Here is a 23,021-nt window from a genome sequence, read left to right on the forward strand (position 1 = left end):
GTCGCCATGCCCCTGTAGGAGCTGCCGAAGGCTGCGATCTTTTGCTGTACCCGGATAGTAGCCCGAAACCCATCAGGCCTTGAGACCAAACACCTCAGTCAGATGCTGCTCATAACGCGCCACATCATTTTCGATGTTCGGGCGTTTCATCACATCCACACAAAGAAAGGTCGGCAGCGCAGTCATGCCCAGAAACTCATTGGCCTTGTGGAACGGGAAATACACCGCGTCCACGCCTTTGGCTTCGAAGAAATCCGTCGGGTCATCGAAGGCTTGCTGCGGCGCGTTCCAGGTCAGCGACAGCATGTATTGCTTGCCGTGAATCAGACCGCCGCTGCCGTACTTCTGCGAAGCGTCGGAGCGGGTGCGGCCGTCGCTGGCGTAGAGGCTGCCGTGGCCTTCGGTGAACACTTCGTCGATGTACTTTTTCACCGTCCACGGCGCGCCCATCCACCAGCCCGGCATTTGATAAATGATCACGTCAGCCCAAAGGAACTTGGCCACTTCTTCGGCAACGTCGTAGCCCTCATCGATGAAGGTGGTCTTGACGTCGACACCGCCGCGATCGAGCACGCTCAGCGCGGTTTCGTGCAGGGTGGTGTTGTAGCGGCCATCGGAGTGGGCGAATTTTTTACCGCCATTGAGCAACAAGACTTTTTTCATCGGGAAACCTCGGCGCAGCCCTTGAGCTGGTTGGAATCAGGAAATGGAATGGCGGCAGATTAACCATCGACCTCGCGCGGAAACAGCCACGCCGACGCAAAATACAATTGACCAAAACGCACGAATCGACAGCGCATTGTTGCCGTAGCATTCGCCGCTTTCTGAATTCGAGGAAGTTGTGATGAGTGAACGCCAGGGTTTCATCCTGCACGCCAAGACCCGCCCGGAAAAAGCCGCCGCGTTCGAAGCGCTGTTCCGCGCCTACGTCGAACCGAGCCGCGCCGAACCCGGCTGCATCGAGTACCACATGCTGCGCGACAAGGAAGATCCGACGCTGTTTATCTTTTACGAGATTTGGGAAAGCCAGGCGCATCTGGATGTGCACTCGGCGTTACCGCACATGAAGGCGTTTTTCGCCAAACGCATGGAGTATCTGGAGCGTGATTTCGATATCCGCCCGATCGACATGCTCAGCGAATCCTCGGCTAGCCGCTGATCAACAAATGGGCGCCGAGCGCGCCCAGTCCGACAAAGAACACGCGCTTGAACAGCACGGCACTGATGCGCTGGCGCAGCCATTGGCCGAGCCACATGCCGAGCATGGCCGGGATCAGCGCCAGCAGCGAGGCGCTCAATTCAGCGCCGCCGAGTGCGCCGTGCCAGAGCAGTCCGGCAGCCAGCGCCAGGGTCGAGACGGTGAACGACAGGCCGAGCGCCTGCACCAGTTCATCGCGGCTCAGCCCCAACGCCTGCAGGTACGGCACCGCTGGAATCACGAACACACCGGTGGCCGAGGTGATGATGCCGGTGATCAAGCCACACAGCGGGCCGAGCCACGCTTCATGGCGCGGTTTGACGTGCAGCGTGGGCAGGAAAAGTCCGCTCAATGCGTACAGCAATAGCGCCGCGCCGAGTCCGCGCACCACCCAGTGCCCGCCGGACATGCCAATCCACAGTGTGCCGATGCCGGTGCCGAGAAAGATCAGCAGCAACAGGGGCCAGAGGCGTTTGATCAAACTGTTCAGATGACCGCCGAAGGCAAGTTGCCAGAGATTGGTCAGGGTTGCCGGGATGATCAACAGCGCGGCTGCCTGCGCCGGGGCCATAGCCAGACCGAGCAGGCCCATCGCGACGGTGGGCAGGCCGAGGCCGATCACGCCCTTGATCATGCCGGCGAGGAGGAAGGTGGCGATGACCAGCAGGGATAGGGTCAGGCCGAGGGTTTGGTAGAAGTTGGTTAGCGTGTGCATGGGGGGTAATGTGCACTGATCGGGGCTGGAGGAAAATCTGCCATATACTGAGGCTGCCTCTTTTTACGCAAGAGGCTGATATTTTCGTCTGGGCTGGCCCTATCGCGAGCAGGCTCACTCCTACAGTTTCGTGTTCGCAGCAGATCCATTGTAGGAGTGAGCCTGCTCGCGATGAGGCCAGCCCAGACGCTAAAAACCACAGGCAATCCCATGCACTTCGACCTCACCGACCTGCGCCTCTACCTGCACATCCTCGACACCGGCAATATCACCGCCGGCGCCGCGCGCAGCCATTTGTCCCTCGCCGCCGCCAGCGCCAGAATCCGTGCGATGGAAGCCTCGCTGGGCACCGAGTTTCTGCAGCGCGGCCGCCGTGGTGTCACCCCGACACCGGCCGGCAAGGCCCTCGCCCACCACGCGCGCATCCTTTTGCAACAGGCCGAACGCATGCAGCAGGACCTCGCCGAATACGCCCAAGGCGTCAAAGGTCAGGTGCGGCTGTTGTGCAACACCACGGCAATCACCGAATACCTGCCGGAAGTGCTCGCTGATTTTCTGCGTGACCACCCTAATCTCGACATCGATTTACAGGAATTGCCGAGCGCGCGGATTACCCATGCCTTGCGTGAAGGCGCAGCGGATCTGGGCATAGTCTCCGACGCGGTCGACACCAACGGCCTACAGACTGAGGCGTTTCGTGACGATCCGCTGGTGCTGATTCTGCCGCACGACCACCCGTTGTCTGACGTCGACGAGGTCAATTTCAGCGATGCGTTGCAACACGACTTCGTGGGACTGAGCGCCGACAGTGCACTGGCGATTTATCTGGAAGAACAGGCGCTGCACAGCGGCGCGCGGATGCAGGTGCGCATCCGCGCTGACGGTTTCGATGGCGTGATGCGCATGGTCGCGCGTGGCGCCGGTCTGGGCATCGTGCCGCTGGCAGCGGTGCAGCGCGCGACAGTCGGCCGATTCAAGCGCGTGACACTCAATGAGCCCTGGGCCCGCCGCACGTTGTTGCTCTGCGCGAGAGACTTCGCGGCGCTGCCAGGTTATGCCCAGGCGTTGTTACAAGCGCTCATCGATGCGCGCGTTTCTGAGCACCCCGATGTCGACCCCAGACAACCGGACGCTAACCGGGCGCTATAGGGTGCGACTTCAATTCTCAAGTCCACTAGCCCCGGAGTCCCCATGACCGCGACCGCCCCTATCACCGTTCTGCGCGACACCCACCCGCTGCCGGTACTCGACGCCTGCAAGTGGGAAAAACTCGAAGGTGATCCGCACACCGTCAACCTCAACGCCTACACCAGCGAAGACGGCAGCAAGATCATGGGCACATGGATCTGCACGCCGGGCAAGTGGCGCGTCGAATATGTGAAGTGGGAATACTGCCATTTCCAGGAAGGCTACTGCGTGATCACCCCGGACGGCATGGCGCCGATTCACCTGCGCGCTGGCGATATCTTCGTGGTTGAGCCTGGGATGAAAGGCACGTGGGAAGTGGTCGAGACGGTGCGTAAATATTTCGTCTTTGCCTGATGCAAAAAAGCCGGGAGATCACCCGACGTGATTTCCCGGCAACACCTACTGCAATTTTTAAACACACCCCAGTGTTACCTGTGGAAATAGAGAACCCTGTGGCGAGGGGATTCATCCCCGCTCGGCTGCGCAGCAGTCGCGAAACCTGAGCACTCGGTTTACCTGACACAATGTAGGGGGCTGCTGCGCAACCCAACGGGGATAAATCCCCTCGCCACAAAGGTCTGATCGCGATTACTGCGGTTTGCGATAGCTGTTGATGATCGCCGAGAAGTCTTTCCCGCCGTCACCGCGCTGGCTCATCGCCTGATATAACTGCTGCGCCACGGCACCGAGCACCACCGGTTGATGCGCCTGCCGCGCCGCTTCCGTCGCCAGCCCGAGGTCCTTGAGCATCAGTTCCGCACCGAATCCGCCGGTATAACCGCGCGAAGCCGGGGCCGTTTCGACGATGCCCGGCCACGGGTTGTACATCTCCGAACTCCAGCAACGCCCGGTCGAGCTGTTGATGATGCCGGCCAGCACGCCAGTGTCGATGCCCAGTGCATCACCCAAGGCCATCGCTTCACTGACGCCAACCATGGAAATCGCCAGCAGCAGGTTGTTGCAGATCTTGGCGATCTGCCCGGTGCCGACTTCACCGCAATGCACGATGTTACGGCCCATTTGCGCCAGCACCGGTTGCAGCGTCGCGAACAGTTCCGGGGTGGCGCCGACCATGAAGGTCAGCGTCCCGGCCGTCGCGCCGCCAGTGCCGCCGGAAACTGGCGCATCAGCCATGGCCACGCCGTGTTTCGCCGCCGCGGCGGCCACATCGCGGGCGGTCTGCGGATCGATGGTGCTGCAATCCACCGCCGGTACGCCTTGGCGAATCCCGGCGAGTACGCCCTCTTCACCCAGCCAGACGCTGCGCACATGCACAGCGGCCGGCAGCATGGTGATCACCAGATCGGCATCTTCCGCCGCCTCGCGCGCCGATCCACGGATGGTCCCGCCCAGTTGCTCCAGCTCCGCCAGCACGGTTTTGTTCAGGTCGACCAGGTTCAGCGTGTGGCCGGCCTTGATCAAGTTCCGGGCCATCGGCGCGCCCATGTTGCCCAGCCCGATAAATGCGATTTTCATGATCGATTCCTCAGCGCAGGTTGATGGTGGTGTTCACGCCGTCGTTGACGCTGTCGTCATCGAACCAGCGCGCCGTGACCGTTTTGGTCTGCGTGTAGAACTGCACCACTTGCTTGCCGTACGGGCCGAGGTCGCCGAGTTTCGAACCACGCGAGCCGGTGAAGCTGAAGAACGGCACCGGCACCGGAATCGGAATATTGATGCCGACCTGACCGACGTCGATTTCACTCTGGAATTTGCGCGCCGCCGCGCCGCTCTGGGTGAACAGACCGGTGCCGTTGCCGAACGGGTTGGCGTTGACCAGGGCAATCGCTTGATCGAGGGTGTCGACTTCCAGCACCACCAGCACCGGGCCGAAGATTTCCTGAGTGTAGATCTGCATGTCGGTGGTCACGCCCGAAAACAGGGTCGGACCGACAAAGTTGCCCTGTTCGTAGCCCGGCACGCTGATGTCGCGACCATCGAGTTCAAGCTTGGCACCTTCCTTGATGCCGCTTTCGATCAGCTCGAGGATTCGCGCCTTGGCTTTTTTCGAGATGACAGGGCCGACATCGGTGCCCGGCTCGCTGCCGGCGTTGACCTTGAGTTTCTGCGCCAACGCTTTCAGATCCGGCAGCCATTGTTTCGCCGCGCCCACCAGCACCACCACCGAGGTGGCCATGCAGCGTTGCCCGGCTGCACCGAAACCGGCACCGACCAAGGCATTCAGCGCCTGTTCGCGATTGGCATCCGGTAGCACCACGGCGTGGTTTTTCGCGCCCATCATCGACTGCACGCGTTTGCCGTGTTTACCGGCCAGATCGTAAACGTGAGTGCCGACCGCGGTCGAACCGACGAACGACACGGCTTTGATGTCCTTGTGCGTGCACAGGCCATCGACCACATCCTTACCGCCATGAACAACGTTGAGCACGCCAGCAGGAACGCCGGCCTCGATCGCCAATTCGACCAGCAGCATGGTCGACAGCGGATCCTGTTCCGAAGGCTTGAGCACGAAGGTGTTACCGCAGGCGATCGCCATCGGGAACATCCACAGCGGAATCATCGCCGGAAAGTTGAACGGCGTGATGCCCGCGCAGACGCCGATCGGCTGGCGCAGCGTATAGGTGTCGACGCCACCCGCGACGTTCTCGGCGAACTCGCCCATTTGCAGGGTGCCGATGGAGCAGGCGTGTTCGACCACTTCCAGGCCACGAAAAATATCGCCCTCAGCGTCAGCGATGGTCTTGCCCTGCTCGGCGCTGAGGACCACGGCGATGCGCTTGGAATGTTCGCGGATCAGCGCTTGCAGCTTGAGCATGATGCGCATCCGCGCGCCGATCGGGGTCAGCTTCCAGGTCTGGAAGGCACGCTGGGCGGCGCTGACAGCGGCATCGACCTCAGCGGCGGTGGCGAACGGGACCTTGGCCAACACTTGCTGGGTCGCCGGGTTGACGATGTCGTGCCACTCGGCGGTCTGCGATTCGACCCACTCGCCGTCGATCAACAGCTTGACCTTCTGGACCGTGGTTTCGTTGGGCGTAAGCGATGCGTTCATGCTGGTCTCCGAAACTTGTTTTTATCGTAGGAGCCAAGGCGAAAGGTTCGCCTTGAGATGAGGCGTGTGTCACGAATTGGTTGTCGGACTGTTTTTGGAGTATAGATGTGCAAACTTCTAATAAGAACGCACATAAAAGCCCGACCATCATGCAAAAAAACATCACCTCATTAGGCTCGCTGAACTGGGACGACTTGAAGTTTTTCCTCGAAGTCGCCCGCACCCGCAAGGCCAGCACCGCCGCCAAACGCCTGGCCGTCGACTACACAACAGTGTCGCGGCGGATCGGTTCACTGGAAGCGGCGCTCGGTACGCTGTTGTTCGAAAAGTCCCGCACCAGCGGCTTCGTCCTGACAGCCGAGGGCCAGCGTTTGCTCGGGTATGCCGAGTCGATCGAAAGCACGCTGCACATGGCCTGCGAGCAGGTCTCCGGCTCAGGCGTGGCGCTGTCCGGGCATGTGCGCATGGGTTGCACCGAGGGCTTTGGCAGTTTTTTCATCACGCCGCAGTTGAGCCATTTCGTCGACGCCTACCCCGCGATTTCAGTGGACATCTTGCCGCTGCCACACTTCATCAGCCTGTCCAAGCGCGAGGCCGACATCGTCATTGCGCTGGAGCGCCCGGAACACGGGCCGTATGTCTGCTGCAAACTCTGCGATTACCGCTTGCAGCTCTACGCGACTCAAGACTATCTGGACAAACACCCACCGATCCGCCGCTCGGCTGACTTGAGCAAGCATCAATTCATCAGTTATGTGGATGATCTGGCGTTCAGCTCGGAGCTGCTTTACCTGGCCAACGTGCTGCCCGGTGCCAGCGCGCATTTGCGCAGCACCAGCGTGATCGCGCAATTCGTTGCGGCGCAGCAGGGGCGCTCGCTGGCGATTCTGCCGTGCTTCCTCGCCGCGCAAGATCCGCGTCTGCTACCGGTGCTGCCGGAGGAAATCGATATCACCCGGCAGTTCTGGATGTACTGCCGGGAGGATCTGCGCAAGTTGAAGCGGATTACGTTGTTGTGGGATTACATCCGGGAGGTGACTGAGCGCAATCAGATGTTGTTGATGGGTGAGTCTCGCGACATGCAGTTCGCCGACTAAAAATTTTCAACGAATCAGGCAGCGGATTTGTAACCGGGTTCAGCCTCTGCCAGTCGTCTGTATCAAAGTTTGATACCCAACACTCCCACGCTAGCATTCTGCCTTCCTCAATGGATTCGCCCCACTCAAGCAGCCTCTGAGGATTTTTCAGAACTTTGGGAAGCGCCCTACATACATGCCAAACACCCTTGGAGTAGCGTCCTCTCGCACTTCAATGGCGAAGGATCGCCCGTTTGTACAGGGGGTGTTATGGCGGTTGAAAACCTGTTCCCGAGTTATTTGGGGTGTAGCGGGATAGACGGCAACAAGCTACATGCTGAGGCGACAGACGCGGCGCAGGCTGCTTGGGACAGGACAGTGGCAGCGAACGAGAGGAACGAACGGAACGCTGACGCACGCAGGAGTGCGATGAAGAAGCGCGTTGAAGTAGCCCCACACGGATGCGTCTTTGCCAAGAGCTGCACACTGCCTGACGGGGCGATCAACTACATCACTCCCAGCGGAGCCATTCCCACCGATCCTGTTAGCCTGTACGGCGAGTTTGCTTTGCTGGGTGGCCGTGAAAGGGATGCAGTAAGAAACGTTCCCCTCTACAAAATCAGCGGAACCCTGCCCGCCTCACTGGGAACGCTTCTATTAGGCGGCGCTACTACTGCCACCGCGGGCAGTGTGTCTTGTGGTGGTTTGTGTACAGCCGGGGCTGTGGCGTCCGGGGCTACTACCGGTATTGTCGGCGGTGCATTGACTGGAGTGGTTGCATTACTGTGGCCATCCAGCTTGGGCGACAGCAGCCTATATTCAGAACAACAGTTGCAGTCTCTCAAGCAAGCCCGAACACGTGTCCGATTACACGTTGGGCAGGAAGCCGATGGCACCTTGAAAGGATACGGGTACAACACCCAGAAGCGCCGTGACTGGGAAATGATTCCGGTAGTGCAGTTCGTTGGCCAAGGTTCCCAGCAAGTGGCTGACTTTGGTGATGGCGTTACATTGATATGGACGCCCGTGGCTGAGCCATCTAGCACTTTAGGAATTCCAGCGTTGGAAAGCGCACCGCTGGCGCCACAGATTTGGATTTATCCGCCGACTGAGCAGGCCGATAACATCATCGTCAGTCCGATTTACCCGGACGCTTACAAAGATTTCATTTTGGTATTCCCGGCTGATTCTGGTGTGCAGCCACTGTACATCGTTATCAGCGCTCGCCACTCACCGGGGGTTGTTACTGGTCAAGGGCATGACGTACCCGGCATCTGGCTTGCTGCCGCTGGCACGGGGCTTGGTGCACCGATACCGGCGGGAATTGCAGACCAGTTGCGGGGGAAGGAGTTTAAGAGCTTCGATGATTTCAGGGCTGCAATGTGGACGGCTGTAGGGAATGATGCCGATCTACTGAGTCAGTTCAACTCAACCAACAGAGAATGGTTGGCGAAAGGTAACTCACCATTTGCACCGAAAGCAGAACGTAACGGTGAGAATGCTCGTTACGAGATTCATCACATCGAAAACATCCAGCACGGCGGCGCGGTATACGACATAGAAAATCTCAGGGTGGCTACACCAAAACGCCACGTTCAGATTCACAAAGAAGACAGTCAGAAATCATGAACAACTCATTCAGCGATTACACAGAAAACGAATTCGTAACCCTGCTACAGAGGATCATTAGCCACGACGGCACGGAACTGGAAGTGGACAAGCTGGTGTTCCACTTCGAAGAAGTGAGCGAGCACCCTGCTGGTTCCGACTTGATTTTCTACCCCGAAGACGGCGCAGATGATTCAGCCGAAGGCATCACTCGAACACTCAAAGAATGGCGGGCAGCTCAGGGACTGCCGGGATTCAAAGACTAACAGTTAGCTGACTAGTCGGCGCTGACAACAATCGACACCCGGCGGTTTTCCGTGCGACCCGCGGCGGTGTCGTTGGGCGCCACCGGTTCGCTGCTGCCAAGGCCCTGCAACTGGATGTTCTCGGGTTTCATGCCGATTGTGCCTAGCACGTTGGCGACGCTTTTGGCACGGCGCAGCGACAGTTGCTGGTTGTAGGTTTCCTTGCCTGACGCATCGGTGTGCCCGTCGACCCGCACGTGTTCGATGCCGGCGCCCAACAAGGCCTTGCCGATGCGCTCGACGATTGCCGTGCTGGGGGCGTTGAGGCTCTCGACGTCACTGCCAAACAGCACCTTGCCCGACAGGCCAAATTCCCAGCCTTCGTCGGTCAGTTCAAAGCCTTGCTGTTTGAGTACGGCGATCTGCGCGGGAGAAAGGCCTTTTGGCGTGCTTTGGCAACCGCTCAGGGCCAGCGCCGCCATCAGCAGCAACGCAAAAAAAGATCGCTTGGACAATGTATACACGGGGTCAGCTCCTGGATTGAACGGGATCGACCGGGTCCTCCGACCCGGCCGTGAATTGCGCACCGCGCGACAGGCGTTTGGCCTGGTACATCGCTGCGTCGGCGGCATTGAGCAGAGCACCGGGCGTGGTGCCATGATCGGGAAAAACCGCGACGCCGATACTGAGCGAAGTCACGACACTGCTATCGCCCGGCAGCGCAATGGGCATGTCCATGCTGGCGAGGATTTTGTCGGCAATGCGCTCGGCGTCTTCGACCGAGTGCAGCGGTGTGAGTAACACGGCGAACTCGTCACCGCCCAGCCGCGCCACCAGATCTTCTTCACGCAGTTGCGCGCGGACGCGATTGGCGACAGCCACCAACACCGCGTCGCCGGCAGCGTGGCCGAAGTTATCGTTGATGCCTTTGAAACGGTCACTGTCGAGAAACAACACGGCGACACGCTCGTCCAGCTTTTTGCCGTTTCGCAAGGCACGAATCAGCCGTCCTTCGAAAAACGCCCGGTTCGGCAGGCCGGTGAGGCTGTCGTGGCTGGCTTGATGGGCGAGGGTTTCGTTTTCGTTTTGCAGGTGGGTCTGCCAGGACTCCAGTTCATCGAGCAGGGCATTGAAGTCATTGCCGAGGTTGTCGAGTTCGGCAATCTGCGCCGGCGGCACGCGCCGGTCCAGCGCACGTTCGCTGCGCGCGGCATGCGCTACCTTCGCAAGGCCGTGCAACGGGCCGATGATGGCGCGCAACTGCCGCCGCGCCAGATAGAGCGCAACCCAGGCGCTGATCGCGGTGCACAGCACAATGCCGGCCAGGCCGCTGAGCAGAAAGCGCATCAGGCTACCGCCATGACCGATGAGCAATACCCGGCCGATTTCACGATTCTGATGCTCGATCGGCAGGCTCACCGGTTTTTCCAGGACGGCGCGGGTGATCTGCATTTCCAGCTCGGAGAACAGACCGCTTTCAGCTCGCTGCCATTGCGCAATCAATTGGCCTTGAGCGTCCAGCACCCTGGCATCTGCCACTTCCTCGGTGGCGGCGATCAGGGCCAGCGCTTCAGTGGCTGCCGCCTTGTCGTTAAAAACTACAGCGGCCTCAACGGTGTAGCTGATCGAGCGAGCAATCAGGTGCAGATTGTGATCGGCGTAAACCCGTAGCGCCAACACGCCAAGCAAGGTCAGCGAAACACTGGCCATCGCGACCCCCACCAGCGCGACGATCAGGTGTCCACGGCCAATGACCGAGCCCAGGGTCGGGCGGGTTTTCGATGTGAACAGCCTCATGGTGCCGCCGCTTTGCGACGCGACAATTGCAGCACGCTTGGATGAATGCGCACGCCGCTGCGGGCGACGGAGTCGAGGTTGACCTCGAAGGACACCTGCTCATCCCCCACGCGCAGGCAGAACAGACTGCCGACGGTGCATTGGTCATCGCTTTCGCTGATGCTCAGCACCGGATGGCCGATCAACGCGGCGAACAGCCGGCTGCGTTCATCGGCGGTGAGCTTGCCAATGTAGACCGCATCGCATTGATTGACGATGGCCGGGTTGTCGGCCAGCAGGCGACGTACCGTTACTGGTCGACCAGTGGCCTGCGTGGTGCCTTTGACCAGATCGTCGGTGTATTCGGTAGGGCCGACGATACACAGGCGCAGTTGTGCTGGCTCAACCGGCCAGCGCGCATAACTGAGGATGCCAAGAACCACTTGGGTGACTGATTTGGCTCGCTGTTCCGCCATGCCCGGCGATGTTGACGGCTGTGCACAGGCCGCGCTCGCCAGCAACCAGAGCAAACCGACGCGCAACGCGTGCTTGCCGCCAATGACGCGCCCTGTCGCCGAGACAGACACCTTCATGCAGGGATTCTCTTGGGTTGTAGCGAAATGATGCCGCAACGATAGCACAGCGTTGAAACACCAGCGAGGCGGCGATCTCTGACCGGTTGGTCAGCAATCGCCACGGCGCGCCGAGGTTCTCACCCGCGAGGCTCGCTGCTCTCCTCCAGCTCCAGCATCAGCCCGCTCAGACGCTTGACCTTGCGCTGGACCGCCTCTTCGAAGACCCCGGCGCGCGGCTCGATCAAGGTGAACCAGTGCTTGGCCCGGGTGATGCCGGTGTAAATCAACTCCTTGGTCAGCACCGGATTCAAAGCATCCGGCAGGATCAAAGCGGTGTGGGCGAACTCCGAACCCTGCGACTTGTGTACCGTCATTGCATAGACGGTTTCCACATCATTGAGCCGGCTGGGCAGGACGAAGCGCACCCCGCCTTGCCCATCATTGCGCGGAAAGGCCACGCGCAAAACCGTTTTGCCGGCATCCGGCCCTTCGCGCTCGGGCAGCTTGAGGGCGATGCCGATGTCGCCGTTCATCAACCCGAGGCCGTAGTCGTTTCGGGTCATCAACACCGGACGGCCTTCGTACCACTGCTGGTCGTTGTCGATCAGACGCGCCTTGAGCAACGCGGCAGTGATGCGCTGGTTCAGGCCTTCGACGCCCCACGGTCCCTTGCGCACAGCGCACAACAACTGGAAGGTGTCGAACGCCTGCAAGACTTCGCGAGCCCAGTCGACCCAGTCCGGATGCTCGAGCGGCCGACCCTGCGCCGGACGCTGATTGCGCAACACGCTCAGATAATGCCGGTAACCTTGCGGCCCCTCCCCGTGCCCTTCAAGCAGCAGACGCTCCAGCGTGTGGTCATGCTCGCCCTTGAGCGGCAGTGAATAGACATCCTCATAATGCCCGCCCGCCAATAACTGACGCGCCTCATCCGGTAACTGCTGGTTGACCCGGCGCGCGAGCTGACCAATCCCACTGCCCTCGCCAAAGCGCCGCGAGTGACGCAGCATCACCACCTGTTGCGCCAACGGATGCGAGCCATCGACGTCCTCGAACAAGCCGCTGCCCTGCAGGCGCTCGCCACTAACCGACTCCAGCCACTCTCGGGTCTGCGGGCTGTACCAGCCGTGTTCGGCGTCACGGCAGAGATCCCCGAGCACTGCGCCGGCCTCCACAGACGCCAGTTGGTCCTTGTCACCCAGCAACACCAGACGGGCGTGATCGGGCAATGCGTCGAGCAGGTTGGCCATCATTTCCAGGTCAATCATCGAGGCTTCATCGACCACCAGCACATCCAGCGGAAGACGATTGCCCGCATGGTGACGGAAGTGCCGCGTGCCGGGACGGCTACCAAGCAAGCGGTGCACGGTGGTCACATCGCAGGGAATTTTTGCCCGCACGTCTTCGGCGACTTTCAATGACTGCACTTGCTGGCTGATCGACTCGGTCAACCGCGCAGCGGCTTTGCCGGTCGGGGCGGCGAGACGGATGCGCAGCGGATGACCGGACTCCACCGCCGGCGCTTGCAGCAAGGCGAGCAGGCGCACCACCGTTGTTGTTTTACCGGTGCCCGGACCGCCCGTGACAATGCTGAAGGCACCGCGGGTGGCGAGGGCACAGGCGAGTTTCTGCCAGTCGATCGGCGCGCCCGCTCTGGCCGAACCAAACAGCTCGTCGAGGCGTTGCGGCAGATCATTCGGTGGCGCCTCACCTTGGGCGAGACGTTGGCGCAACGCGCTATCGATGCGCCTTTCGTAAGTCCAGTAACGGCGCAGGTACAGGCGTTTGCCGGACAGCACCAGCGGGCGCTCTTGCGCTGTTTCACTGGAATCGACGGCGAGCGCCACCAGGCGGCTACCCGCCAGGGTTTTGCACCAATGCGCACCTTCCAGCGCTTCAAGCAACTGCGAAGGCAGTAGCAACACGCCGCCTTGCACGTCGCCCTCGGGCGGCAATGACAGAGCGAAATCCGGGGCCTTCAAGGTTTCGAACAAATCCAGGCAGACGTGTCCGTGACCCAGTTGATGGCTGGTCAACGCAGCGGCAAGCAGCACCAACGGATCGGTATCCGGCTCAAGCTCATGAAGGAAGGCAACGAATGCCTTGTCCAGCGCGCGCAGCCAGCCGCGCTCGACCCAGCGGGTCAGCAATAGCAGCAGATCATCGGCGCGGGTCAGTGGCGCAAGTCCAGAGAGACTCTCGGCCGTCAACGGTGTCGGCAACAGATCGGCAAAGGTGCGGCTCATAGCAGGACTCCCTGTTCCCATGCGGGTTCGGCCTTGGGTTCGGGTTGGCCCTGAAACATCCGGTCCAGCCGTTCGATCAACTCACGAGGCGGACGGGTGAAATAGACGCCGCGACTGTCGGCGCGAGTACCACGCAGGAAAAGATACAGCGCCCCGCCGACGTGCCGGTCGTAATCGTAGTCGGGCAAGCGGGCCTTGAGCTGACGATGCAGCGCCAGCAGGTAGAGCACATATTGCAAGTCGTAGCGGTTGTCGAGAATCGACTGTTCCATCGCTGGCCTGGTGTAGGCGAGATCATCCACACCCAGCCAGTTGGATTTGTAATCCGCGACGTAATAACGGCCATGGTGTTCGAAGGTCAGGTCGATGAAGCCCTTGAACATGCCGTTCAGTTGCACCGGCTCTGCCGCTACGCGAGCGACGCCGTTGTGGGTCTGCTGACGGACCAGTTCATCGAGCTTGAGCACGTCGACTTTATGGCTGGCGAACCAGAACTCCATTTCTACGCGGTACTGCCTCAGCTGCTCGAGAATTACCGGCGGCTGCCCGTCGGCAATCGGCAAGGGGGATTTGAGCAGATGCTGCAGCCAGTCACTCAAGGTGGTAATCCAGCCTTCCCAGCCACGCAGGTTGCAACGACGGGCGACCGCATCCTCCAGCGCCTCGCGGGTCACTACGAAGCTGTCGTCACTCCCCGCCCACTCGAGCAAACCGTGAAGGAACGTCCCAGGATTTGGGCCACGGGGGAAACGATGGATATCGGCGCCGCCGGCCATGATTTCGCGCGGGGCGTCAGGGTCGAGGCGTTCGTCATCGAACAGCTTTTGTGCTTGCGGACTGTCCGGCGCTTCGTCGCTGCCGCTACTTAAAATGTCACTGATACGCAGGGCGCTGTAGGACGCGATCCACCAGTTCTCGCTCGCCTTGCGCTTGGGCAACAGCGTGGCACTGAGGACAGCTTCGCTGCGCGCAGGCTGGTAGTGTTCGTCGGTGGGCGGCGGCATTTCATCAATAGCGATCACCGGACAGTCTTGCTGCAGGTCTCGCAACCAACGCCCGAGTCCTGCCGACTCCCCCAGAGATGCCCCACCGCCGAGCAGATACCCCAACGCTGAAAGGTGCAGCACCGAGCTGTTGTTATTGCCGCGTTTGAGGTCCGCCACTCCCAACCAACAGGCATGCTGCGCGCGGGTCAAGGCGACGTAGAGCAGGCGCAAATCTTCGGCCAGACGCTCTTCGTCCGCTTGCGCGATCAACTCGGCGGTCGGTTTCAGGCTGACCTGCGCCGTGCCCGTCGCGTCATGGTAATGCAGCGGCAAACGACTGCCGTCGACCGGTTTTGCCGAGCACACGAATGGCAGGAACACCAATGGATACTCGAGCCCTTTCGATTTGTGGATGGTCACCACTTTGACCAACTGCTCGTCGCTTTCCAGACGCAGGATCTGCTCCTCGCCGGCCTGACCGGACAAGGCCAGGAGCTCGGCCAGGTGGCGAATCAGTGCTTGTTCGCCATCGAGTTCGGCGGCGGCTTGCTGCATCAGTTCGGACAGGTGCAAAAGGTTGGTCAGCACCCGCTCGCCATCGCTGCGAGCCATCAGCGTCTGCGGCAAATGGAAGTCGTGCAGCAGGCGTCGCAGCATCGGCAGTACGCCCTGCTTGCGCCAGATGTCGCGATAACCGCGGAACTGCATGACGCGAGCCTCCCAGACAAGCTCGTCCTGGTTAAGTCGCTCCAGTTCAGCCAAAGGCAGGTTCAGCGTGATGCAGGCCAACGCGGCCTTGAGCAAGCGCTCGACATCAGGTTCGGCGCAGGCCTTGAGCCAGGACAGCAGGTCGTGCGCTTCCTGCGAGGCGAAAACCGAGTCCTTGTCAGACAGGTAGACACTGCGCACCCCACGGGCGGCAAGCTCACTGCGCACGGCCTGCGCCTCCTTGCCATCGCGGACAAGGATCGCGATATCCGAGGGGCGCAGGCCGACGGAATCGTTGCCGTCCCGAACGAATCCAGCCCTGCCGCGCTGTCCGCCATTAAGCAGCGCGGTGATTTCGCTGGCACAGGCCGCCGCCAATTGTTGTCGATACACCGCGCCTGACAATGGCTGGTCGCTGCTCAACAGCCATACATTGAGCGCCGCGAGGTCCTTGCCGGCAATCTGCAATTTTTCTTTGCGTCCCTGAGAGTCAACGGCCAGGAACGGCACGGGATTTTTGCCGTTATTCTCCCGGAACAAAAACGCGCCGCGCCCCTGCTCGCGGGACTCGGCGCGCTCGAATACATGATTGACCGCCTTGACCATGCCATGGCTGGAACGGAAGTTGGTGCCCAGCGTATGCAGGCGTCCGGCGGTGGCCTGGCGCGCACGCAGATAGGTGTAGATGTCCGCGCCCCGGAAGGCGTAAATCGCCTGCTTGGGATCGCCGATCAGAAACAGGCCGGTGTCGGGACTGTTCTCTTCGATGCGATAAATGCCCTCGAAAATCCGGTACTGCACCGGGTCGGTGTCCTGGAACTCATCGATCAGCGCCACCGGGAATTGCTCGCGAATCAATGTCGCAAGACGCTCACCGCCCTCCGATTGCAGCGCGGCATCCAGGCGCAAAAGCATGTCGTCAAAACCCATTTCGGCGCGACGGCGCTTTTCCTCTTCGAAGCGCGCGCCGACCCACTTGGCCGCGTGCTGCAAAACCGCCGCATCAGGAGTTGGCAACGCGTCGAGACTCGACTTGAGTCCGGGCATGGCGTCCAGCCCCGGATGGTTCGGCGCCTGGCCCTTCCAGGCTTCAGCCATGCCATCGGGAGTCAGCCGACTGAAACCGGTGCCGATGTCCAACTGTTCCAGAGCTTCGTCTTCGGCCCATGCCTTGAGCTTCTCGAACCACGGTTCGAAGTAGCGCGCCTGCATCTTGCGACCGTCGACAGTTTTGCTGGCAACGCCTTGGTGACAAATCGCGAGCAGTTCGTCTGCCCATTGGCGCCACGGCATTTTCAGCTCGCTCAAGGCCGCACGGCGTTCCAGCAAGCAGGCGTCGATCAGCTCGGAGGGCGTCTTGTCTTCATCACTGTCGCGCGCGCTGGCGAACAGACCGCGAACGCGCGGGAGCAGAGCCGCAGGGCCGCCCCAATTGCTGCGAACCCAGTTCAGGGCATCGCCCTGCATCGGGTAGCAGAACAACCGCCAGTAATCACGCAGCACTTCGCCGAGCAAATCGCTGTGATCGGTCTCCAGCGATTGGGTGAACAGGCTTCCGCTGTCGAAAGCATGCTCACGCAACATGCGCTGGCACCAGCTGTGAATGGTCGAAACGGCGGCTTCGTCCATCCACTGCGCAGCAATATCAAGACGATTGGCGCAACCGGGCCATTGCTGAGGATCGAACTGACCACGCAGTTCGGCGATCAAGCCGTCCGGAGCCGGCGTCTCGTCACGGAAGAAACGTGCGGCTTCGGCCAGCCGTGTACGAATCCGCTCGCGCAGTTCTTTGGTCGCGGCATCGGTGAACGTCACCACCAGAATTTGCGGCGGCAGCAGTTCGCGGCCGAAGCTGCTGGCCTCACCACCGTGTCCCAGGATCAGCCGCAGATAAAGCGCCGAGATGGTGAAAGTCTTGCCCGTGCCGGCGCTGGCTTCGATCAACTGGCTGCCACGCAGAGGAAATGCCAGCGCCAAAGGTGTTTTCGTACTCATGCACATGCCCCTTCACTGGACAATGAACGCCAAGGGGCTTCGAGCAATGGCCGATACAAGGCGTCGCACCAACCGGAGAATGTCTCATCCATCATTAATGCATCGAAGTCGGAAAACTGGCGTGACAGCGCCGGACTCTCACGGCGTTCGCCCTCGCTGGTCTGGCCGTCACCTTCATAGGCTTTGCGGGCTGCGGCTTCGGCCTTGAGCTGATCGGTCTGGGACAACCAGGCAAAAGCGGTTTTCACAGCGATCGGCAAAGGTTGACGCATGCCAGCCTGCCAGGCGAGGAGCAGGTCGCCAAGGAGCCCCAGCGCACGGTCTTGCGCCATCGGTTCAAGCAGCAAGGTGTCGTCACTGGCAACCAGTGCCGTGGTCAATGCCAGTCCGCTTGCACAGGCCACAACGTGATTGACCCACGGTTTGGTCAGGCGATGCCACTTGCGACTTTTTATCGAGCCAATGCTATTGGGAATGGTCGTGACTGATAGCAGGCCACCGTCGGCGCGTTGATGCAGACCTGAAAGCCATCCGTCGATACGTAAACCCTGAAGATCGAGATTGAGCGCAATCGCGCTGGTCAATGGCGTCGGCCATAACGTCAGCAACTGTTGATAACGCTGCACCAGGTCGGGCAGCGGTTCGATCAATTCGCGTTGCAGGCATTCGCCAAATCCGGCCATTGGTAACAGCCCGCTGTTCTGCAGACGTCGTGCCTGGGTTTCGAGCGCCTGGACGATATTGTCCGGTTGCCCGAGCGCTGCCTCGAGCAGGCTGTCGCTGAGTGTATAACGCTGCAAAGCATCCAGCACGAAGGGTTCCTCGTTGGCGAGCGGTGCCTCGGCCGCTTCGAAAAACACTTTTAGTCGTTGCGTGAAGAAATGCCTTACCGGGTTACGTAAAAAATCCTGCAGCAGGGCCAGGCTCAGCGGCTCTTCCTGGACAAAGGGGGAGAGTAATTCCGCATGGTTATCCGTTGGATGTTGCTGATGCAGCACCTGCCATTCACTGGCATAGCTGAACAGTGGGTCACCCTCGTGGAAATAACGCGCGCTGAACGGCTGCAGTGGGTGCTCTTGGGTCATCGCCCCGAGCAGATCCTGACCTTCCTCCAGCAGACGCCAGCCGCTGGCGAGATGATCGCGCAACTGGCCGATCAGTACCGAAGCAGGCCGCTCGCTGTTGTCGCGAATGCTGCGCCCGACCCAACTGATATACAGCTGGTCGCGCGCGGAAAGGAGCGCCTCAAGCAACAGATAACGGTCGTCCTCACGCCGCGATCGATCGCCCGGGCGGTAGTCGCTGCCCATCAGGTCGAAGTCCAGCGGCGGTTGCGCCCGGGGGTAATCGCCATCGTTCATGCCCAGCAAACACACCAGTTTGAACGGAATGGCGCGCATGGGCATCAGCGTGCAGAAATTTACCGCCCCGGCGAGGAAACGCTGAGATAAGCGGCCCTGGTCCAGACCGGCAAGCCAAGCCTCACGAACGACCGTCAACGGCAGGTCATCGATCAGACCGACCGCTTCACAGGTTTCCAGCCAGGTTTCGCGAAGCTCTTCCAACTGAGCCAGCAAGTAATCGTCGTGCTCGTTGCTCGCCTTGAAGAACAACTGCATGAGCGCTTGCAGGCGCTGGCCCCATTCCTTGGGTTGAGCCGGTTGCATGAGCTGCTGATGGGCGAGTTCCAATGCATCCAGCAGGGCAACCAGTGGACCGATCAATGCGGCGTCCAGCCCACCAATTTCATCATAGGGTTCAATCCCTGCGCAGGCGCCGGCGCTGCCGACGGCGTAACCGAGCAGCATCCGCCGCAGACCGAAATGCCAGCTGTTTTGCTCAAGTTCCTCCGGCAAACCCAGCCCTGCGCGTTGTTCGGCGTTCATGCCCCAGCGCACCCCCGCGCCCTCGATCCAGCGATGCAATGTGGGCAAGTCACGCTCCTCCACACCGAAACGGGCGCGTAAGGCGGGGACGTCGAGCAGATCGAGAATCTCGCTGACGGGAAAACGACTGTCGGGGAGTTTAAGCAGATGCTCGACCGCAATCAGCAGCGGATCGCGGCCCCGCTGGCCCTGATCCGCCAAGGTGAAGGGAATGAAACGTGGATCGTGCCGATCGAGCTGACCAAACACCGCACGGATATGCGGTGCATAGCTGTCGATATCGGGCACCATCACAATAACATCGCGAGGGCGCAGGTCCGGATTGGCGCTGAAACGCGCGAGTAACTGGTCATGCAGGACTTCCACTTCGCGTTGAGCGCTGTGGGCGATGTGAAAACGGATCGACTCGTCTTTTTGCAGATCGACAGCAGGCCAGTGCTCGCGCGTCTCGTTGAGTGGGCGCAGTTCTAAAATGTCGTCCTGCAGTTGATTGAGCAGACTCTGTGGCCGGGTTTCACTGAACAGGTCGATGCGGCCATCGCGGAAGGCTGCACGATAGCTGTCGGGATCGTCATAGCTGTCGAGCAGATTGATGTAATCCCGACCTTGCTTACCCCATGCAGCCAACAGCGGGTGAGCATGTTGATGCAGTGTCTCGGGATCAAGTACAACAGGCATTCCATTCTTGCGGGACTGGCGCTTGTATTGGTGACGCAGCAAATCCTTGTCGGCGACGATATCCGCCCAGTGGTGTCTGCAAGGGTTGTGCACACAAAGCAGAACCTGACTGAAACGCGCGAGCCCGGCCAGTGCTTCAAGGACTTGGGCCGGCAACGAAGAAATCCCGAAAACGATCACCCGTGATGGCAGTACCGGCGGCGCCTCGGCAAGGGTGTTGATTCGCTCGATAAAGCGCTGATGAACGCCGGCACGACTTTGCGCCATGCCTTGCTCGCCGACATCATTCAGCAATGCGCGCCACAGTTCGGCTTGCCAGCAACTGGTGGCAGGCAGCGCTTTGGCTTCGCCTCGGACATTTCGCAATTGGTGCCGCCCTTCGGCCCAGTCTTCAAGCCAATCGGCCCGGTACACCTGATATTGATCGAATAGATCCGCCAGGCGCTCGGACAGTTGATAGCGTTTACGCAAATCGGTGTCGTGGGTGAGGAAGCGTTGCAGCGGCTCGAAATGCGGGCGGTCAATCACCTGGGGGAGCAGCCGCATCAGACGCCAGGTCAGCGGCGCCTTATCGAGCAGGGATTTGGCTGGAATTTCGTCACGCCCCAAAACCATGCGATAGAGCTGCCACATGAAACTGCCAGGTAGTTGCACATCGATCGCCGCAGCGATACCGCAGCCACCCAGGTCGCCCTCTTGCGGATCTTCGGCCAAGGCCAACTTGAGCCATTGAGCGATGCCGTTGCTTTGCACCAGCGCAATCTCGTTCTCCAATGGCGCCAATGGGTAACGACGCATGATGCTGACCACCAGGCTGCGCAGTTCGTCCAGGCTGTTGCTCTGGACCACCATGAATGCAGCGTTGAGGGACTGGGCGTCCGGCATAGAGGTTTCCTTGGAGAAGTACGAAAGCCAGGGCAGAACCTTAGCATTGTCGGCAGGTTGTGACAGCCGGACGGCGTCTGCGAATGCTGTAAGAACTTTCTTGCGGACAAAACAAAACCCCAACTGCTTTCGCAATTGGGGTTTCGGAATTTAATCTTGACGATGACCTACTCTCACATGGGGAAACCCCACACTACCATCGGCGATGCATCGTTTCACTGCTGAGTTCGGGATGGGATCAGGTGGTTCCAACGCTCTATGGTCGTCAAGAAATTCGGGTACCGAATCGTGGCCATCTGGCCGCGCTTCAGCAAATTGGGTATGTGACAGCTTTCGGTGTTTCCGTGAGATTCAAACTTTCGGTTCGTTTCGTCTTCACACACCGCAATCTGGTGCTCTTTCGCTTTTCAGCTCGAAGCAAACAAATTGCTTGGGTGTTATATGGTCAAGCCTCACGGGCAATTAGTATTGGTTAGCTCAACGCCTCACAGCGCTTACACACCCAACCTATCAACGTCGTAGTCTTCGACGGCCCTTCAGGGAACTCAAGGTTCCAGTGAGATCTCATCTTGAGGCAAGTTTCCCGCTTAGATGCTTTCAGCGGTTATCTTTCCCGAACATAGCTACCCGGCAATGCCACTGGCGTGACAACCGGAACACCAGAGGTTCGTCCACTCCGGTCCTCTCGTACTAGGAGCAGCCCCTCTCAAATCTCAAACGTCCACGGCAGATAGGGACCGAACTGTCTCACGACGTTCTAAACCCAGCTCGCGTACCACTTTAAATGGCGAACAGCCATACCCTTGGGACCGGCTTCAGCCCCAGGATGTGATGAGCCGACATCGAGGTGCCAAACACCGCCGTCGATATGAACTCTTGGGCGGTATCAGCCTGTTATCCCCGGAGTACCTTTTATCCGTTGAGCGATGGCCCTTCCATACAGAACCACCGGATCACTAAGACCTACTTTCGTACCTGCTCGACGTGTCTGTCTCGCAGTCAAGCGCGCTTTTGCCTTTATACTCTACGACCGATTTCCGACCGGTCTGAGCGCACCTTCGTACTCCTCCGTTACTCTTTAGGAGGAGACCGCCCCAGTCAAACTACCCACCATACACTGTCCTCGATCCGGATAACGGACCTGAGTTAGAACCTCAAAGTTGCCAGGGTGGTATTTCAAGGATGGCTCCACGCGAACTGGCGTCCACGCTTCAAAGCCTCCCACCTATCCTACACAAGCAAATTCAAAGTCCAGTGCAAAGCTATAGTAAAGGTTCACGGGGTCTTTCCGTCTAGCCGCGGATACACTGCATCTTCACAGCGATTTCAATTTCACTGAGTCTCGGGTGGAGACAGCGCCGCCATCGTTACGCCATTCGTGCAGGTCGGAACTTACCCGACAAGGAATTTCGCTACCTTAGGACCGTTATAGTTACGGCCGCCGTTTACCGGGGCTTCGATCAAGAGCTTCGCGTTAGCTAACCCCATCAATTAACCTTCCGGCACCGGGCAGGCGTCACACCCTATACGTCCACTTTCGTGTTTGCAGAGTGCTGTGTTTTTAATAAACAGTCGCAGCGGCCTGGTATCTTCGACCGGCATGAGCTTACGGAGCAAGTCCTTCACCCTCACCGGCGCACCTTCTCCCGAAGTTACGGTGCCATTTTGCCTAGTTCCTTCACCCGAGTTCTCTCAAGCGCCTTGGTATTCTCTACCCAACCACCTGTGTCGGTTTGGGGTACGGTTCCTGGTTACCTGAAGCTTAGAAGCTTTTCTTGGAAGCATGGCATCAACCACTTCGTCACCCAAAGGGTAACTCGTCATCAGCTCTCGGCCTTAAGATCCCGGATTTACCTAAGATCTCAGCCTACCACCTTAAACTTGGACAACCAACGCCAAGCTGGCCTAGCCTTCTCCGTCCCTCCATCGCAATAACCAGAAGTACAGGAATATTAACCTGTTTTCCATCGACTACGCTTTTCAGCCTCGCCTTAGGGACCGACTAACCCTGCGTCGATTAACGTTGCGCAGGAAACCTTGGTCTTTCGGCGTGGGTGTTTTTCACACCCATTGTCGTTACTCATGTCAGCATTCGCACTTCTGATACCTCCAGCAAGCTTCTCAACTCACCTTCACAGGCTTACAGAACGCTCCTCTACCGCATCACCCGAAGGTGATACCCGTAGCTTCGGTGTATGGTTTGAGCCCCGTTACATCTTCCGCGCAGGCCGACTCGACTAGTG

Annotated in this window: 16 protein-coding genes and 2 rRNA genes (1 of these 18 running past the window's edge); 6 read left to right on the forward strand and 12 right to left on the reverse strand. The window is 59.7% G+C overall.

Annotation, left to right across the window (positions count from 1 at the left end; genetic code table 11):
• Window positions 1-72: 72 nt before the first annotated feature.
• Complete coding sequence (locus tag HU739_RS14005; protein WP_186552201.1) at window positions 73-663, reverse strand: NAD(P)H-dependent oxidoreductase; 591 nt, start codon at window positions 661-663, stop codon at window positions 73-75.
• 181 nt (window positions 664-844) lie between these two features.
• Between HU739_RS14005 and HU739_RS14010 the strand changes: the two genes are divergently transcribed.
• Window positions 845-1,159 carry a putative quinol monooxygenase gene (locus HU739_RS14010; protein ID WP_186552202.1) on the forward strand — a complete coding sequence of 105 codons (315 nt, stop codon included), beginning with the start codon at window positions 845-847 and terminating at the stop codon, window positions 1,157-1,159.
• Here HU739_RS14010 and HU739_RS14015 read toward each other — a convergent pair.
• The gene (locus tag HU739_RS14015) at window positions 1,149-1,913 is read right to left on the reverse strand and encodes a sulfite exporter TauE/SafE family protein (RefSeq protein ID WP_186552203.1); all 765 of its coding nucleotides are present in this window, start codon (window positions 1,911-1,913) and stop codon (window positions 1,149-1,151) included. The two genes, HU739_RS14010 and HU739_RS14015, sit on opposite strands and share 11 nt — an antisense overlap.
• A 210-nt stretch (window positions 1,914-2,123) precedes the next feature.
• Between HU739_RS14015 and HU739_RS14020 the strand changes: the two genes are divergently transcribed.
• Both HU739_RS14020 and HU739_RS14025 read left to right on the forward strand, forming a co-directional pair.
• Window positions 2,124-3,062, forward strand: a complete 939-nt coding sequence (locus HU739_RS14020; protein ID WP_186552204.1) for a LysR family transcriptional regulator — start codon at window positions 2,124-2,126, stop codon at window positions 3,060-3,062.
• Window positions 3,063-3,104: 42 nt separating this feature from the next.
• Complete coding sequence (locus tag HU739_RS14025; protein ID WP_122589396.1) at window positions 3,105-3,455, forward strand: cupin domain-containing protein; 351 nt, start codon at window positions 3,105-3,107, stop codon at window positions 3,453-3,455.
• A 234-nt stretch (window positions 3,456-3,689) separates the two neighbouring features.
• On the opposite strand, the gene mmsB is transcribed toward HU739_RS14025, so the two are convergent.
• Window positions 3,690-4,577 carry a 3-hydroxyisobutyrate dehydrogenase gene (gene mmsB / locus HU739_RS14030; protein ID WP_186552205.1) on the reverse strand — a complete coding sequence of 296 codons (888 nt, stop codon included), beginning with the start codon at window positions 4,575-4,577 and terminating at the stop codon, window positions 3,690-3,692.
• A 10-nt stretch (window positions 4,578-4,587) separates the two neighbouring features.
• Window positions 4,588-6,114, reverse strand: a complete 1,527-nt coding sequence (locus tag HU739_RS14035; RefSeq protein WP_186552206.1) for a CoA-acylating methylmalonate-semialdehyde dehydrogenase — start codon at window positions 6,112-6,114, stop codon at window positions 4,588-4,590.
• A gap of 149 nt (window positions 6,115-6,263) precedes the next feature.
• On the opposite strand from HU739_RS14035, the gene HU739_RS14040 reads away from it, so the two are divergent.
• The 3 genes from HU739_RS14040 to HU739_RS14050 all read left to right on the forward strand — a co-directional run bounded on the left by HU739_RS14040 (window position 6,264) and on the right by HU739_RS14050 (window position 9,064).
• Window positions 6,264-7,211 carry a LysR family transcriptional regulator gene (locus tag HU739_RS14040; protein ID WP_186552214.1) on the forward strand — a complete coding sequence of 316 codons (948 nt, stop codon included), beginning with the start codon at window positions 6,264-6,266 and terminating at the stop codon, window positions 7,209-7,211.
• A gap of 408 nt (window positions 7,212-7,619) precedes the next feature.
• Window positions 7,620-8,819, forward strand: coding sequence for an S-type pyocin domain-containing protein (locus HU739_RS14045; RefSeq protein WP_407681928.1), 1,200 nt, complete (start codon window positions 7,620-7,622; stop codon window positions 8,817-8,819).
• Window positions 8,816-9,064, forward strand: a complete 249-nt coding sequence (locus HU739_RS14050) for a bacteriocin immunity protein (RefSeq protein WP_186552208.1) — start codon at window positions 8,816-8,818, stop codon at window positions 9,062-9,064. The genes HU739_RS14045 and HU739_RS14050 overlap by 4 nt, the downstream gene beginning before the upstream one ends.
• 11 nt (window positions 9,065-9,075) lie before the next feature.
• Here the strand turns inward: HU739_RS14050 and HU739_RS14055 are convergent, their stop codons facing one another.
• The 8 genes from HU739_RS14055 to HU739_RS14090 form a co-directional block, all read right to left on the reverse strand.
• Window positions 9,076-9,525 carry an OmpA family protein gene (locus tag HU739_RS14055; protein WP_186552215.1) on the reverse strand — a complete coding sequence of 150 codons (450 nt, stop codon included), beginning with the start codon at window positions 9,523-9,525 and terminating at the stop codon, window positions 9,076-9,078.
• 46 nt (window positions 9,526-9,571) lie between these two features.
• Window positions 9,572-10,840 (reverse strand): diguanylate cyclase domain-containing protein, encoded by a 1,269-nt coding sequence (locus tag HU739_RS14060; RefSeq protein WP_186552209.1) that lies wholly within the window; start codon window positions 10,838-10,840, stop codon window positions 9,572-9,574.
• A complete protein-coding gene (locus HU739_RS14065; protein ID WP_186552210.1) occupies window positions 10,837-11,412 on the reverse strand; it encodes a YfiR family protein in 576 nt (191 codons plus the stop codon). Before HU739_RS14065 ends, HU739_RS14060 begins: the two co-directional genes overlap by 4 nt.
• Before the next feature lie 119 nt (window positions 11,413-11,531).
• Window positions 11,532-13,640: an exodeoxyribonuclease V subunit alpha gene (recD, locus tag HU739_RS14070; protein ID WP_186552211.1), complete on the reverse strand. Its 2,109-nt coding sequence runs from the start codon at window positions 13,638-13,640 to the stop codon at window positions 11,532-11,534.
• The gene (recB, locus tag HU739_RS14075) at window positions 13,637-17,329 is read right to left on the reverse strand and encodes an exodeoxyribonuclease V subunit beta (RefSeq protein ID WP_186552212.1); all 3,693 of its coding nucleotides are present in this window, start codon (window positions 17,327-17,329) and stop codon (window positions 13,637-13,639) included. The genes recD and recB overlap by 4 nt, the downstream gene beginning before the upstream one ends.
• Window positions 17,326-20,778 (reverse strand): exodeoxyribonuclease V subunit gamma, encoded by a 3,453-nt coding sequence (recC, locus tag HU739_RS14080; RefSeq protein ID WP_186552213.1) that lies wholly within the window; start codon window positions 20,776-20,778, stop codon window positions 17,326-17,328. Before recC ends, recB begins: the two co-directional genes overlap by 4 nt.
• A 154-nt stretch (window positions 20,779-20,932) precedes the next feature.
• Window positions 20,933-21,048 (reverse strand): 5S ribosomal RNA (gene rrf / locus HU739_RS14085).
• A gap of 171 nt (window positions 21,049-21,219) precedes the next feature.
• Window positions 21,220-23,021, reverse strand: a 23S ribosomal RNA gene (locus tag HU739_RS14090); it runs 1,092 nt beyond the window's last position.

Origin of the sequence: Pseudomonas hamedanensis, from assembly GCF_014268595.2 — a bacterium.
GTDB lineage: Bacteria > Pseudomonadota > Gammaproteobacteria > Pseudomonadales > Pseudomonadaceae > Aquipseudomonas > Aquipseudomonas hamedanensis.